The organism is Streptomyces sp. CNS606 (assembly GCF_000426325.1).
Genome location: NZ_AUFD01000011.1, coordinates 1 through 14,276 on the forward strand (window position 1 = coordinate 1; position 14,276 = coordinate 14,276).

A 14,276-nucleotide genomic window follows, 5' to 3' on the forward strand; every position below is an offset into this window, starting at 1 on the left:
GCTCCCTCCAGGGGGCGTTCCAGCGGGCGGCGGAGCGGTACGAGGTGCCGCGGAGTGTGCTGCTGGGGGTGTCGTACCTGCAGTCGCGGTGGGACGGGCATGCGGGTGCGGCGAGTGTGTCGGGCGGGTACGGGCCGATGCATCTGACGGATCTGCGGACGGCGTTGGCGGAGTCCGGGGAGCATCATCACGGGGGTGCGGAGGATCCGCGGGGTGACGCGGCGCGTCCGCTGGACGTGGCGGCGCTGTCCCGGACCGCTCGGGCGGGTGAGGGCCGGGAGGCCGGGCGGGTGCCGGAGCGGCTGCGGACGCTGCCGGAGGCGGCGGAGCTGACGGGTATCGCGGCGGAGCGGCTGCGGGAGGATCCGGCGGCGAACATCGCGGGTGGTGCGGCGCTGCTGGCGCAGGCGCAGCGGGAGCTGGGACTCCCGGCGAGCGAGGACCCCGCGGACTGGTTCGGCGCGGTCGCCGCCTACTCCGGCGCGGACGACGCGACCACGGCCGCGGTGTACGCGGGCGACGTCTTCGACGTCATCCGGAACGGCGCCGCCCGCACCACGGACTCCGGCCAGCGGGTGACGCTGAACGCCCACGACACGGTCGAGCCCGAGGTCCGGCAGGTCCGGAAGCTCGGCCTGAAGAAGGGCGAGCGGAACCCGAACCTGGAGTGCCCGCGCAGCATCTCCTGCGCCTGGATGCCGGCCCCGTACGAGGAGTGGACCAACCCGGACGGTTCCACGGACTACGGCAACCACGACAAGGGCGACCGCCCGCGCACCCAGGACGTGGACTACATCATCGTCCACGACACCGAGGCGACCTGGGACACCACACTCGACCTGGTGCAGGACCCGACCTACGTCTCCTGGCACTACTCGCTGCGCTCCTCCGACGGGCACGTGGCGCAGCACCTGAACCTCAAGGACGTCGGCTGGCACGCGGGCAACTGGTTCGTCAACGCCAAGTCGGTGGGCCTGGAGCACGAGGGCTTCCTCGTCGACCCGGACGCCTGGTACACGGAGGCGATGTACCGGACGTCGTCGCGGCTGGTGCGCCACCTGGCCCGCACGTACGACATCCCGCTGGACCGTCAGCACGTCCTCGGCCACGACAACGTGCCGGGCACCGTGCCGGCCACCATCCCCGGCATGCACACCGACCCCGGCCCGTACTGGGACTGGGCGCACTACTTCCGCCTGCTCGGCGCCCCCTTCCACCGCGAAGGCTCCTGGCGCGGCGCGGACATGGTGACGATCCTGCCCGACTACGAAGCGCACCGGCCGGTCTACACCCGTTGCGACGACTCCGGCGACCCGTGCGCCCCGCACGGCTCCGCCGCCGTTCGCCTGCACACCGCCCCCGACCCGGACGCCCCGCTGGTGAAGGACATCGGCCTGCGCCCGGACGGCGACCCGTCGACCACCGGCGTCAACGACACCGGCGCCCGGGCCACCACGGGCCAGCAGTACGCCCTCGCCGGCCGCGACGGCGACTGGACCGCGATCTGGTACCTCGGCCAGAAAGCCTGGTTCCACAACCCCGCGGACGAGCGGACGGCGGTCCCGGCCCGCGGCAGGGTCGTCACCCCGAAGGACGGTGAGGACTCGATCCCGGTCTACGGCCGCGCCTATCCGGAGGCGGGTGCCTACCCGGAGGACGTGCCCGTGCAGGCGGTGGTACCGCACCCGTACGAGCTGAAGGCGGGTCAGGAGTACGTCGCCGGACTGCGGACGAAGGGCGAGTACTACTACGCCGTCGAGTTCGACCCGTCCGGCCACCAGGTGGTGCGGGGCGAGGAGACGTACTACCAGATCCAGTTCGGACATCGCGTCGCATTCGTGAAGGCTTCGGACGTCGACGTGCGCCGCGCGCGCTGACGCAGCCCTGCTGCCTACCCGGGTGTCGGGAGACTCACACTCTCTTCACCCGGGTGGGGCAGGTCTTCGCTTGACGAGGGTGTGAAAACTGGGAAAGCTGTTCGCTCGGCGGGCGTGTGAACGGGGCGCGTTCGGGCGGGAATCGATGTGAACGACGACGACTTGACGCCCGGCGCCATGACGGCCCCTCACATTTCGGCACCTTCTGACGAGCATCTACTGGGGGTAGTTGGCAGATGAGCAAATCCAAGACGCGTGTGCGCGTCGCGCGGGTGGCGGCCGGTGCGGTGTTCGCCGCCGGCCTGTCGCTGACCGCGAGCGGTGCGGCGTCGGCCGTCGGGATCGACCTGGGCATCATCCAGGTCGGTGTCGGCGAAAAGGACGGCACCGTCGCCGGCGTGACCGAGGGCTCCACCGAGGGCACGGCGGTCGGCGTCACCGAGGGCCAGACCGAGGGCACCGTCGTCGGTGCCATCCAGGGCACCGAGGGCGGCACCACGACCGACGGTGGCACCACCTCCGAGGGCACCGACGGTGGCACGACGACCGACGGTGGTACGACCACCGACGGTGGCACCACCTCCGAGGGCACCGACGGTGGCACGACCACCGACGGGGGCACCACCTCCGAGGGCACCGACGGTGGCACGACGACCGACGGTGGTACGACCACCGACGGCGGCACCACCTCCGAGGGCACCGACGGTGGCACGACCACCGACGGCGGCACCTCGAACGGCTCCACCGGCGGCGACACCGGCTCCACCGGTGGCGGCGAGGAGCCGAACACCGTCGGCGGCAGCGGTGGCGGCGAGGAGCCGGCCACCGTGGGCGGCAGCTCCGGTGGCAGCACCGGCGGCGACACCACCCCGGAGGGTGGCGGCAGCACCCCGGTCGGCCAGGAGCAGCCTCAGGACGAGCTGGCCGAGACCGGCTCCGCCGAGACCGCTCTCCTGCTGGTCGGTGCCGCGACCATGATCGCGGGTGGCGTCGGCTTCCGCCTGATGCCGCGCCTGCTCAACCGTGGTGGCGGTGCCGCGGCCGCCTGACACCAGGCGCCGTAGCGCTGCGTGACCTCCGGTGACGGCGGTCGCACCAGGCACGAGAGACGAGGGCCCGGAACGGATACGCGTTCCGGGCCCTCGTGCGTCCGATCACGGGCGTGCGGAGCGCGGTCGCGCGCTCACGCGGGGTGGAGTTCTACGCCGTGGCCATACGCTGGGCCAGGAACGCGACCAGCGCGGCCAGCGCGAGCAGCAGTGCCATCAGTGCGGGGCTCAGGGCGCCCAGCGGCCCGCTGAGCTGGAGACGTTCACGCTGCGCACGGCAGACCGAGCACCGGCCCTCGCTGACGGGACCCGCGCAGTTGGCACACACCAGTCGGTCGCATGTCATGCGATCCTCCTCCTCTGCCCGCCTCACCGTCGCCGTGGGACAGGTTCCCCGACGGCTCACCGGGCATTCCCTTCCCCTCCACTGTGCCAGGTGTCGGCGGCGGGTGCAGAAAAGCAGGCAGGCGTGCTGCCTGTTATGCGATGATACATACCGTGAAGAAACCCACCTGTACCGGACGGCCACTGCGCAGCGCGCAACGCGTCGCGTAGTGTCGCCTCAACCTGGGGGGAGCCGGTCATGGGCTTCCCCTCCTCCTACCCAGGCCAACGTGGTGCGAAAACCGTGATCCGATTCGACAACGTCTCCAAGACCTACCCCAAGCAGAACCGTCCCGCGCTCCGCGACGTCTCGCTGGAGGTCGAACGGGGCGAGTTCGTCTTCCTGGTGGGTTCCTCCGGCTCCGGAAAGTCGACCTTCCTGCGGCTGATCCTGCGCGAGGAGCGCGCCAGCCACGGTCAGGTCCACGTTCTGGGCAAGGACCTGGCCCGGCTCTCGAACTGGAAGGTGCCGCAGATGCGCCGCCAGCTCGGCACCGTCTTCCAGGACTTCCGGCTGCTCCCCAACAAGACCGTGGGCGAGAACGTCGCCTTCGCGCTCGAGGTGATCGGCAAGTCGCGCGGCCAGATCCGCAAGACCGTGCCCGAGGTCCTCGAACTCGTCGGTCTCGGCGGGAAGGGCGACCGGATGCCCGGCGAGCTGTCCGGCGGTGAACAGCAGCGCGTCGCGATCGCGCGGGCGTTCGTCAACCGGCCGATGCTGCTGATCGCCGACGAACCGACCGGCAACCTCGACCCGCAGACCTCCGTCGGCATCATGAAGCTGCTGGACCGCATCAACCGCACCGGCACCACCGTGGTGATGGCGACCCACGACCAGGCGATCGTCGACCAGATGCGCAAGCGCGTCATCGAGCTCGAGAAGGGCCGCCTGGTCCGCGACCAGTCGCGCGGCGTCTACGGCTACCAGCACTGACCCCCGGGCGGCCCGCCCGCCGTCCCCGCGGCACCCCGCTCAGCTCGCCCCCGCACGGAAGCAGGAAGGACGCCATGCGCGCCCAGTTCGTAATGTCGGAGATCAGCGTCGGTCTCCGCCGCAATCTCACCATGACGTTCGCGGTGATCGTCTCGGTCGCCCTCTCGCTGGCGCTGCTCGGCGGCTCGCTGCTCGCGACCGAGCAGGTGAACGCGATGAAGGGCTTCTGGTACGACAAGGTCCAGGTGTCGATCTACCTCTGCAACGAGAACGACGCCGAGTCGGACCCGAACTGCGCCAAGGGTGCCGTGACCCAGCAGCAGAAGGACGAGATCGAGGGAGACCTGAAGGACCTCGGCGTCGTCGAGAAGGTCTACCACGAGTCCGCGGAGCAGGCGTTCCAGCACTACCAGGAGCAGTTCGGCGACTCTCCGCTCGCGGACTCCCTGACGGCGGACCAGATGCAGGAGTCCTTCCGCGTGAAGCTGGAGGACCCGACGAAGTTCAACGTCATCAACACGGCGTTCTCCGGGCGGCAGGGCGTCCAGGAGGTGCAGGACCAGAAGAACCTGCTGGAGAACCTCTTCGGGCTGCTCAACGGGATGAAGATCGCGGCGCTCTTCGTGATGTGCATGATGCTCGTCGTCGCGTTGCTGCTGATCATCAACACCGTGCGGGTGTCGGCGTTCAGCCGCCGACGGGAGACGGGCATCATGCGGCTGGTCGGCGCGTCCAGCTTCTACATCCAGATGCCGTTCATCCTGGAGGCGGCCATCGCCGGCCTGATCGGCGCCGGGTTCGCCTGCGTGCTGCTGGCCGGCGGGAAGTTCTTCCTCATCGACAACTGGCTCCAGCAGGAGATCGTCCTGATCAACTTCGTGGGCTGGGACGCCGTGGTGAAGGTGCTGCCGCTCATCCTGGCGGTTGGTGCGCTGATGCCTGCCTTTGCAGCTTTCTTCGCTCTGCGCAAGTACCTGAAGGTGTGACACACGACGCGAGTGACTGTTCCGACATCGCGTCTTCATCGGGCCGTGACTGCCCTAGACTCCGCAGCATGTCGGGCACGTGGAGAAATGCGCCTCCTCGCCGGGTACGGCGGGGGGCGGCGCTGACCCTGGTCTTCGCGGGCGCCCTGGCCACCGGTGCCGCCACCAACTCCTGGGGCGGCGTGCCGGGAGGGCCGGGCGCACCCGGAGTGCCCGGGCCACGCCACGAGTTGAACGGTGCTGCCGGCCGTACGCCGGGCGGCGCGGGCGCGGTGCCGGCCGAGGCGGCCGAGGCCGCCGAGGCCAAGGTCGCCGCCGAGGAGCTGGTCAGCCGCAGCGGTGACCGCTGGGAGGCCGCCTACAGCGCCCACGAGTACGAGGGCTTCGAGCGTCGCATGGGCGGCGCGTACGTCGGCGTCGGCGTCTCCGTCGAGCGGTCCGACGTCCCCGGCGGCGACGAGGTCGTGCGCGTCGAGGACGTGTTGCCGGACAGTCCCGCGGACCGGGCCGGCCTCCGGCCGGGGGACCGGTTGCGGGCCGTCGACGGCGTGCCGGTGACCGGCGAGCCGGTCACCGAGGTGGTGGCGCTGCTGCGCGGTGCCACCGATGCGTCCCCGGGCCGCGCCGCCGACCCCGGTACGGCCGTCGACCTCACGCTCAGCCGCGGCGGCCACCAGTGGAGCGAGACCCTGGAGCGGGCCCGGCTCGCGGCCCGTTCGGTCTCCGTCTCCCAGCCGTCTCCGCGCGTCACGCGCATCGAGATCGCCTCGTTCACCGAGGGGGTCGGCGCCCGGGTGCGCCGGGCCGTGGCGGAGGCGCCCGAGGGCAGCGGCTTCCTGCTCGACCTGCGCGGCAACTCCGGCGGCCTGGTGACCGAGGCCACCGAGTCCGCCTCCGCCTTCCTCGACGGCGGGCTGGTCGCCACCTACGACTACGACGACGAGCAGCAGGCGCTGTACGCCGAGCGCGACGGGAACACCGGGGCGCCGCTGGTGGTTCTCGTGGACGGCGGCACGATGAGCGCCGCTGAGCTGCTCACCGGAGCCCTCCAGGACCGGGGGCGCGCGGTCGTCGTCGGCAGCCGGACGTTCGGCAAGGGCTCGGTCCAGGTGCCGCACCGGATGCCGGACGGGTCGGTCGCCGAGCTGACCGTCGGCCACTACACCACCCCGTCGGGCCGCCGGGTCCACGGCCGGGGACTGCTGCCCGACCTGGAGGTACGGTCCGGGGACCGCGCCGACGAGCGGGCCCGTCGGGTATTGAGTGGCCTCGCAGCCGGGTCGTAGAGAAGAATGGTCTGGCTATGGCGAAGATGAAGACCCAGAGGGCCGGCAAGAAGGCCAAGGGCGCCGGCTCCGACCGGACGCTCGTCGCGCAGAACAAGAAGGCGCGGCACGACTACCTGATCCTGGACACGTACGAGTGCGGCATCGTCCTGACCGGCACCGAGGTCAAGTCGCTGCGGCAGGGCCGGGCTTCGCTGGTCGACGGCTTCGGCCAGGTCGACGACGGCGAGGTCTGGCTGCACAACGTACACATCCCCGAGTACGCCCAGGGGACGTGGACGAACCACAGCGCGAAGCGCAAGCGGAAGCTGCTGCTGCACCGCTCGGAGATCGACCGGCTGATCGGCAAGACGCAGGAGACCGGGCACACGCTGGTGCCGCTCCAGCTCTATTTCGTCAAGGGCCGCGCGAAGGTCGAGCTGGCGCTGGCGAAGGGCAAGAAGGAGTACGACAAGCGGCATACGCTGCGCGAGAAGCAGGACCGGCGCGAGGCGGAGCGCGTGATCTCGGCGGTCCGCCGCCGCCAGCGGGCGTGATCGCGCCTGCGCCGCGGACGGGACGGGGCGCGCGGGGCGGCCTGAGCCGACCGGGTGGCGGCCGGGAATACGGTGGCAGCCCACGGCGCTGATCCCGTACGATGGTCCCGTACCCCGGGCGCTGCGGCGCATCGGGTGCGGAGGTTCTCAACTCAACATGGGGATGATCGGTTTCGACAGCGGATGTCGAAGCAGGGGAAGCGAGCCGAGGAACGCGGCAATGATCTCGTTAACCATGTGCCGCAAAAAAATAATCGCCAATTCCAAGCGCGATTCCTTCGCCCTCGCTGCCTAAGTAGCGACTTGCGAAGTGTCGGCCCGGGGATGTTCCCGACCCGGTGTCCGGCATCAGCCAGGGGACTCACCGCGTAGGTCCGGTCACGGGACCTGCAGGGACATTTCACAGTGACTGAGCCCGTCGGAGACGTGTCCGCGAGATCTCCGGGGCTGAGAAAATCGCAGCGGACTGCGCTCGGAGAAGCCCTCCTTCTGCTCCGTTGGACGCGGGTTCGATTCCCGCCATCTCCACCATCACCATGTGTCGAAGAGCCCCTGACCGGCGGTACCACCGCCGGTCAGGGGCTCTTCTGCGTGCGGGGGCGCGGGCCGCGGGCCGCGGGTCGCGGTCGAAAAACATTGGTCCATACCTTGACTGGTCTGGACCAAACGGCTTGACTGCACTCCATCAACCTTCCCCCACCTCGCGGCCCACCGCAGGGCCGCGCGCGAAGGAGTGAGCAGTGTCCAGCAGCACGCGTAGACGCAGCTTGACCACCCGGCTCAAGGCCCTCCTCGCCGCCGCCGGCCTGGCCGGCGCGCTGGCCGTGGCCCTCCCGATGTCCACCGCCACTGCGGCGCCCGCCTGCGAGGCGGCCTGGAACTCCGGCACCGCCTACACCGGCGGCGACGTCGTCTCCCACGGCGGCCACAACTGGGAGGCCAAGTGGTGGACGCAGGGCGAGACGCCCGGCACCACCGGACAGTGGGGCGTGTGGGCGGACCAGGGCACCTGCGGTGACGGCGGCGACCCGGATCCCGACCCGGACCCGTCCGGCTTCCTCGTCAGCCAGGCGCAGTTCGACCAGATGTTCCCGAGCAGGAACTCCTTCTACACCTACGACGGCCTGGTCGCCGCGCTCGGCGCCTACCCGGCGTTCACCAACACCGGGAGCGAGACCGTACGCCGCCAGGAGGCGGCCGCGTTCCTCGCCAACGTCAGCCACGAGACGGGCGGGCTGCGGTACGTCGTCGAGCAGAACGAGGCCAACTACCCGCACTACTGCGACGAGTCGCAGCCGTACGGCTGCCCCGCGGGCAACGACGCCTACTACGGCCGCGGGCCCATCCAGCTCAGCTGGAACTTCAACTACAAGGCCGCCGGCGACGCGTTGGGCATCGACCTGCTGAACAACCCCTGGCAGGTCGAGAACGACTCGGCCACCGCGTGGAAGACCGCGCTCTGGTACTGGAACACCCAGTCCGGCCCCGGCACCTACACCGGCCACGAGGCCCTCACCGGCGGCCACGGGTTCGGCGAGTCCATCCGCAGCATCAACGGCGCCCTGGAGTGCGACGGCGGCAACCCCGCCCAGGTCCAGAGCCGCATCGACAAGTACCGGGCGTTCACGCAGATCCTCGGCACCACCCCGGGCGGCAACCTCAGCTGCTGAGACGCCCTCCGTACCCCCCTCACTCTTCCGCCGCCGGCCGTGCCCGTCTCACGCCGGCGGCGGAAGGCCGTGCGGGGCGGGGCGGCCCGCCTGCTGTCACCCGAACGGGTGGGTCCTGTGCCTTCGGCATATCCCGCTTCCGCAGGATCCCTACCGTGCCTCCCATGGTCACCTCCTCCCACGAGGCCTCGCACCGGATCTTCCAGGACCGCCCCGGACTGCTGGCCCCGGTGTTCCGCCTTCTCGGCGTTCCGCTGCCCTCGGTTGCGGCGGTCGAAGTGCTCTCACCGGACGCCACCGAGATCCGGCCCCTGGAACGCAGGGTCGACAGCGTCCTGCGGATCCGGCCGGACGGGGCCTGGGACGACTTTCTGCTCGCCATCGAGGCGCAGGGCCGCCGGGACCCTGCCAAGCGGCGGAGCTGGGCGTACTACCTCGGCCACCTCGGCGCGAAGTACGACTGCCCCGTCCTGCTGCTGGTGACCTGCCAGGACCGGGGTACGGCCCGCTGGGCGTCCGGCCCGTTCTCCCTCGGACCGGACGGCTGGCGCACGGCCCTCACCGTCCACCCGCTGGTTCTGGGGCCGGACAACGTCCCCGTGATCACGGACCCCGAGGACGCGGCGCGCGATCTCGCGCTGGCCGCGTTCTCCGCGATGACGCACGGGAATCATCCGGACGCCGCTGCCATACTGGAAGCACTCGCCGCCGCGCTGGGTGCGGCGGACGGCGAGTCCGCCGAGTACTTCACCGAACTGCTGGAGATCGGACTGGGAGACAGCCCGGCCCGTGCCACCTGGAGGAAGCTGATGAGCATGGGGACCTTCTTCCCCGGGCGGGGCACCATCGTCGAGGAGTCGTACCTCAAGGGCATGGAGGAAGGCCGGGAAGAGGGGCGCGAGGAGGGGCGCGCCGCCGGGCGGGCGCACGCCGTGCTGCGGCTCCTGGAGAAGCGGGGCGTCCCCACGCCGGCCGGCACACGGGCCCGGATCACCGGCTGCACCGACCTGGACCTGCTGGACGTCTGGTTCGACCGCGCACTCACCGTCACCGAGGCGACGGAGATCTTCGACCGCGACTGAGCCGGTCCCCGGGCGGGCTGCGGAAGCCGGCCAGGGCGACGACGGCCGCCGGCAGCGCGGCGCCGACCGGCACGAGGTAGGCGAGCGCCGGGCCGCCCGGCAGGTGCTGGGCCGCCCAGCCGCCCGCCGCCGAGCCTGCGGCGATCCCGGCCAGCAGGGCCGTCACGGCGAGGGTCATACCCTCGTTCAGGCGGGCCACCGGAGTGCGGCGCTGGATCAGCGTCATCCCCGTCACCATCGTCGGCGCGGTCGCCATGCCGGCCACCAGCAGCGTCCCCGCCAGCACGAGCAGGCTCCCGGACGCCGCCCCCAGCAGCGGCAACGTCATCAGCAGGGCCATCGCCGCCACGCACCCCCGGAAGCGGCGCTGTGCCGAGCCGGACGGCGCCCACGTGCCGAAGACCAGCCCCGCCACCGCCGAACCGCCCGCCTGCACCGCCAGGACGGCGCCGCCCGCCGCGCCGTGCCCCAGCGCGTCCGCGTGGGCGAGGGTGACCACCTCCAGCGCGCCGAACACCGCGCCCGTGCACACGAAGGTGGCCAGCAGCGGCGGCATCCCCGGCAGCCGTACGGGCGCCCGGCCGCGCCCCGTCTCAGGCGGCGCGACGGGCGGCTCGGTGCGCCGCTGCGCCGCGAACAGCAGGACGCCGGTCAGCAGCAGCACCGCCCCCGTGAGCGTGCCGGCCTCGGGAAACAGCGCCGTGCACAGCAGGGCCGCCAGCACGGGGCCGCACACGAAGCACAGTTCGTCGGCGACCTGCTCGAAGGAGTTCGCGGTGTGCCGCGCGCCGGGGTCGTCCCGGTGCAGATGGGCCCAGCGGGCCCGTGACATGCCGCCGGTGTTCGGCGTCGTCGCGGTCGCGGCGTACGCGGCGAACAGCACCCAGTCCGGGGCCTGCAGACGTACGCACGCGACCAGCGCGAGCGCGCCGCAGGCGGCGAACGCGGCGGCGGGCACGGCCACCCGCGCCTGCCCGTAGCGGTCCACCAGCCGTGCGGTGAGCGGCCCCACGACGGCTGTCGCGGCCAGCCCGGTCCCGGTGACCGCACCGGCGAGGGCGTAGCTGCCGCGCTGCCCGGCGATCATCATCACGGCCGCCACGGTGAACATCCCCATCGGCAGCCGGGCGACGAGGTTCCCCACCGTGAACGCCACCGCGCCGGGCGGTGCGAACAGCCGCACGTAGGGCGCGGTCCAGCGGCGGGCAGGCGTGACCGGGGCAGGAGAGGTGGTCGGCATGGCGACCACCCTCGCGGCGCGAACGCCCCGCGGTCCAACACCTGTTGCGGCCCGTTTCACGCACCTGCGTTGTGGATGCGGGCGAGCACCGTCAGGAGGTGCTCCGCGGGACGACGTCCTTGGCGGACACCGGCCGCGTCACTGCGGCGGCCCCGACCGCGCGGGCGGCGTTCTGGATGCCGGTGGCCGTGCCGGTCGTCTTGCCTTCTACGCTACCGCTGAAACTTCGTGGAGACTTTCCCCGAAGGAAGAGGGGTTCACGGTGCGCAACCTTCAAAATGCGGAGCGGCTCAGGCCCGTCGACCTGGCCCGTGCGCACGGTCTGTCCACCCAGGCCGTGCGGAACTACGAGGAGGCCGGCATCCTCCCGGTCGCCGACCGCACGCCCCACGGCTACCGCACGTACACCCCGCTCCACGCGCGGGCCCTGCGCACGTTCCTCGCTCTGCTGCCCGGCCACGGCCACCCCGCCGCGACGTCGATCATGCGGGCCGTCAACGAGGGCGCGGCCGAGGAGGCGTTCCGCCTCGTCGACGAGAGCCACGTCCAGCTCCTCGAGGACCGGCGCACGCTGCAGGCCGTGGAACGCGCCCTCCACGACCTGGCGTCGCCCTCCCCCGGGCCCGCCCCCGCCCCCGGCCCGGACCCCGACGCGGCCGGGCCCGGACCGGGCGGCACGTTCATCGGTCCGCTCGCCCGGAAGCTCGGGCTCCGCCCCGCGACGCTCCGCAAGTGGGAGCACGCCGGACTGGTGCACCCGCGCCGTGACCCGGCGACCGGCTACCGCATCTACGACCGGGCCGACGTACGGGACGCCCGGCTGGTCCACCAACTCAGGCGGGGCGGCTACCTGCTGGAGCAGATCGCCCCGCTGATCGCCCAGGTGCACGCGGCCGGCGGGCTGGAGCCGCTGGAGGCCGCACTGCGGGACTGGCACGACCGGCTGTCCGCCCGCGGCCGGGCCCTGCTCGCCGGCGCCGCCGAACTGGACGCGTACCTCCGCGCCCGCGGGTGAAAAGGAGTTGCCGCGGCCGTCCGGCGCCGGGCACCGTGCGGGGGTGGACGGTGGCGAGGCCGTCCGGAAGGGGGAGCGGCTGTGCGGCGGTTCGGAGACCCGGTCGTCCAGGAGTTCGCCGTGGGAGGCCCGGGAGCCGGACCGTACGGCATCGCGGCCGGGCCGGACGGTGCGCTGTGGTGCACCCTCGTGCACCACGGCCGCATCGCGCGGCTCGCCCCGGACGGCACGGTCCGCGAGTACGACCTGGGCGCCCCCGAGTGCCGCCCCACGGTCATCGCTCCCGGACCGGACGACGGCGCCCTCTGGTTCACCCGGCTCCAGGACCACCGGATCGGCCGGATCACCGTCGACGGCGACGTGCGGTCCTGGCCCGTTCCCACGCCCGACTGCGGCCCCTTCGGCATCACGGCCGGGCCGGACGGCGCGATGTGGTTCACCGAGACCGGCGCCGACCGCGTCGGACGCATCGACACCGCGGGCGAGATCACGGAGTTCGCGCTCCCCGTCGAGGGCGGCCACCCCTCGGCGATCACCGCGGGACCCGACGGCGCCCTGTGGTTCGCCCTCAACCAGGCCGACGCCCTCGGCCGCATCGACGTGCACGGCGACGTGACCCTCCACCCCCTGCCGACGCCCGGCGCCGCGCCGGTCGGCATCACCAGCGACGGCACCGCCCTGTGGTTCGTCGAGATCGCGGCGGGCCAGGTCGGCCGGATGACGGTGGACGGCGCGGTCGAGGAGTTCCCGCTGCCGGACCGGACGGCCAAGCCGCACGCGATCGTGGCGGCGTCCGCGGGCGAGTGCTGGTTCACCGAGTGGGGCGCGGGTCGTGTCGGCCGCATCACGGCCACCGGCGACCTCGCCGCATACGCCCTGCCCTCCCCGTCGTGTGAACCCCACGGCATCGCCGTGGGCCCCGACGGCGCGGTGTGGACGGCCCTCGAGACCGGCTCCGTCGCCCGCCTGAGCGCCCCCTGACCGGCCGCACGCCCCCCTCAGCGGTGCTCCGACGCCGCTTCCGTCCGCTGCCTCTCCGCCCCCTCCACGGGTATGTGCACGTGATCGGCTGCCGTGGCGGCGGACTACCGTGCGTCCATGAGAAGCATCCTGGCTCGGGAAGCCCGGCGCCACCGTGACGTGGTCCCGGGCCGCGACCGCCGCGCGCGTGCGCGTCGCACGCGCCCGAGCGGCGGGGCGGGGCGATGACCGCGCCCCGGGACGTCGAGCCGCGGCTGTTGCGCGGGTTCGTGGCCGTGGCGGAGGAGCTGCACTTCACGCGGGCCGCCGCGCGGCTGTACGTGGCCCAGCAGGCGCTGAGCCGGGACGTCGCGCGCCTCGAACGGGAGGCCGGCGCGACGCTGTTCGTGCGGTCGACGCGGCGGGTGACGCTCACCGCCGACGGTGAGCGGCTGCTGCCGTACGCGCGGGCGGTGCTGGCCGCGCACGACGAACTGGCCGCCGCGTTCGCGCCCGCCGGACGCCCGCTGACCGTGGACGTCGCCGCGCCGGTCAGCACCGGGCGCGAGGTGCTGGAGGCGGCACGCGGACGGGCACCGCGCACGGAGTTCGTGGCCCGCTACCGTGCGGGGCTCGCGGGAGCGGCGGCCGAGATCCTCGCCGGCCGGCTGGACGTCTCGTTCGGCCGCGTCGCCGGGCTCGCGGCCGAGGTGTCGGCCGGGCTGGAGCACCGGCTCGTCCGGTACGAACGGGTCGCCGTGCTGCTGCCCGGGGACCACCCGCTCGCGGCGCTGCCCGAGGTGCCGCTCGGCCGGCTGGACGGCGAGACCCTGTACGCCGGGGCGGGCAACGACGACACCGCCGAGTGGACCGACTACGCCCGCGCGCTCTTCGCCGGGCGCGGCATCCGCCTCGCGCCGCCGTTCCCGAGGATCGAGGGCGAGGAGGAGTTCCGCCGCGTCGTGCGGGGGCGCGGCTGGTCGGTGCTGGCCACCGAGGTGTTCACGGGCGTGGACGGCATGGTGCTGCGTCCGCTCACCGACCCGGTGCCGCTCGCGCCGGTCTCGGTCGTGTGGCGCCGCGGTCTGCGCCACCCGGGCCTGGACGCCCTGCTCGCCTCCGCCGCCGACCTGTCCCGCACCTCCGGCCGGCTCACCGCCCCGCCCGGCGCCTGGCTCCCGGAGCCGGACCGGGACATCTCACACCGTCACACTTCTGTGTAACAAGTGTTGCACAGCAGCGTGACGCGGGCTACGC

The 14,276-nt window shown here is 72.6% G+C and carries 13 protein-coding genes and 1 other RNA gene; 12 read left to right on the plus strand and 2 right to left on the minus strand.

Annotation, left to right across the window (positions count from 1 at the left end):
- On the plus strand, window positions 1–1,877 hold a 1,877-nt coding region (locus K304_RS0108690), incomplete at its 5' end, for a peptidoglycan recognition protein family protein (RefSeq protein ID WP_027763421.1).
- Between the two features lie 236 nt (window positions 1,878–2,113).
- On the plus strand, window positions 2,114–2,926 hold the full coding sequence (locus K304_RS0108695; RefSeq protein WP_027763422.1) for a hypothetical protein: 813 nt from the start codon (window positions 2,114–2,116) through the stop codon (window positions 2,924–2,926).
- A gap of 151 nt (window positions 2,927–3,077) precedes the next feature.
- On the opposite strand, the gene K304_RS0108700 is transcribed toward K304_RS0108695, so the two are convergent.
- The gene (locus tag K304_RS0108700) at window positions 3,078–3,272 is read right to left on the minus strand and encodes a hypothetical protein (protein WP_027763423.1); all 195 of its coding nucleotides are present in this window, start codon (window positions 3,270–3,272) and stop codon (window positions 3,078–3,080) included.
- A 282-nt stretch (window positions 3,273–3,554) separates the two neighbouring features.
- On the opposite strand from K304_RS0108700, the gene ftsE reads away from it, so the two are divergent.
- The 7 genes from ftsE to K304_RS0108730 all read left to right on the plus strand — a co-directional run bounded on the left by ftsE (window position 3,555) and on the right by K304_RS0108730 (window position 9,804).
- Window positions 3,555–4,244: a cell division ATP-binding protein FtsE gene (gene ftsE / locus K304_RS0108705; RefSeq protein WP_027763424.1), complete on the plus strand. Its 690-nt coding sequence runs from the start codon at window positions 3,555–3,557 to the stop codon at window positions 4,242–4,244.
- A 74-nt stretch (window positions 4,245–4,318) separates the two neighbouring features.
- The gene (gene ftsX / locus K304_RS0108710) at window positions 4,319–5,230 is read left to right on the plus strand and encodes a permease-like cell division protein FtsX (RefSeq protein WP_027763425.1); all 912 of its coding nucleotides are present in this window, start codon (window positions 4,319–4,321) and stop codon (window positions 5,228–5,230) included.
- 68 nt (window positions 5,231–5,298) lie between these two features.
- Window positions 5,299–6,516, plus strand: coding sequence for a S41 family peptidase (locus K304_RS0108715; RefSeq protein WP_027763426.1), 1,218 nt, complete (start codon window positions 5,299–5,301; stop codon window positions 6,514–6,516).
- A 17-nt stretch (window positions 6,517–6,533) separates the two neighbouring features.
- Window positions 6,534–7,052 (plus strand): SsrA-binding protein SmpB, encoded by a 519-nt coding sequence (gene smpB, locus K304_RS0108720; RefSeq protein WP_051308156.1) that lies wholly within the window; start codon window positions 6,534–6,536, stop codon window positions 7,050–7,052.
- Between the two features lie 159 nt (window positions 7,053–7,211).
- Window positions 7,212–7,583, plus strand: a transfer-messenger RNA (tmRNA) gene (gene ssrA, locus K304_RS32035).
- 236 nt (window positions 7,584–7,819) lie between these two features.
- On the plus strand, window positions 7,820–8,722 hold the full coding sequence (locus K304_RS0108725) for a glycoside hydrolase family 19 protein (RefSeq protein WP_027763428.1): 903 nt from the start codon (window positions 7,820–7,822) through the stop codon (window positions 8,720–8,722).
- Between the two features lie 164 nt (window positions 8,723–8,886).
- A complete protein-coding gene (locus tag K304_RS0108730) occupies window positions 8,887–9,804 on the plus strand; it encodes a hypothetical protein (RefSeq protein ID WP_027763429.1) in 918 nt (305 codons plus the stop codon).
- Here K304_RS0108730 and K304_RS28055 read toward each other — a convergent pair.
- Window positions 9,770–11,044, minus strand: coding sequence for an MFS transporter (locus tag K304_RS28055; protein ID WP_051308177.1), 1,275 nt, complete (start codon window positions 11,042–11,044; stop codon window positions 9,770–9,772). The genes K304_RS0108730 and K304_RS28055 overlap by 35 nt on opposite strands.
- A gap of 262 nt (window positions 11,045–11,306) precedes the next feature.
- On the opposite strand from K304_RS28055, the gene K304_RS0108740 reads away from it, so the two are divergent.
- The 3 genes from K304_RS0108740 to K304_RS0108750 all read left to right on the plus strand — a co-directional run bounded on the left by K304_RS0108740 (window position 11,307) and on the right by K304_RS0108750 (window position 14,242).
- Window positions 11,307–12,059: a TioE family transcriptional regulator gene (locus K304_RS0108740; RefSeq protein WP_027763430.1), complete on the plus strand. Its 753-nt coding sequence runs from the start codon at window positions 11,307–11,309 to the stop codon at window positions 12,057–12,059.
- Window positions 12,060–12,140: 81 nt separating this feature from the next.
- The gene (locus K304_RS0108745; protein ID WP_027763431.1) at window positions 12,141–13,040 is read left to right on the plus strand and encodes a virginiamycin B lyase family protein; all 900 of its coding nucleotides are present in this window, start codon (window positions 12,141–12,143) and stop codon (window positions 13,038–13,040) included.
- A gap of 224 nt (window positions 13,041–13,264) precedes the next feature.
- Window positions 13,265–14,242: a LysR family transcriptional regulator gene (locus tag K304_RS0108750; protein ID WP_027763432.1), complete on the plus strand. Its 978-nt coding sequence runs from the start codon at window positions 13,265–13,267 to the stop codon at window positions 14,240–14,242.
- The last annotated feature ends 34 nt before the right edge of the window (window positions 14,243–14,276 follow it).

Excerpts from the sequence above, each read along its gene's own strand:
- K304_RS0108695 (WP_027763422.1), top strand. The coding sequence starts at position 2,114 with ATGAGCAAATCCAAGACGCGTGTGCGCGTCGCGCGGGTGGCGGCCGGT.
- K304_RS0108700 (WP_027763423.1), bottom strand. The coding sequence starts at position 3,272 with ATGACATGCGACCGACTGGTGTGTGCCAACTGCGCGGGTCCCGTCAGC.
- ftsX (WP_027763425.1), top strand. The coding sequence starts at position 4,319 with ATGCGCGCCCAGTTCGTAATGTCGGAGATCAGCGTCGGTCTCCGCCGC.
- K304_RS0108715 (WP_027763426.1), top strand. The coding sequence starts at position 5,299 with ATGTCGGGCACGTGGAGAAATGCGCCTCCTCGCCGGGTACGGCGGGGG.
- smpB (WP_051308156.1), top strand. The coding sequence starts at position 6,534 with ATGGCGAAGATGAAGACCCAGAGGGCCGGCAAGAAGGCCAAGGGCGCC.
- K304_RS0108730 (WP_027763429.1), top strand. The coding sequence starts at position 8,887 with ATGGTCACCTCCTCCCACGAGGCCTCGCACCGGATCTTCCAGGACCGC.
- K304_RS28055 (WP_051308177.1), bottom strand. The coding sequence starts at position 11,044 with ATGCCGACCACCTCTCCTGCCCCGGTCACGCCTGCCCGCCGCTGGACC.
- K304_RS0108750 (WP_027763432.1), top strand. The coding sequence starts at position 13,265 with ATGACCGCGCCCCGGGACGTCGAGCCGCGGCTGTTGCGCGGGTTCGTG.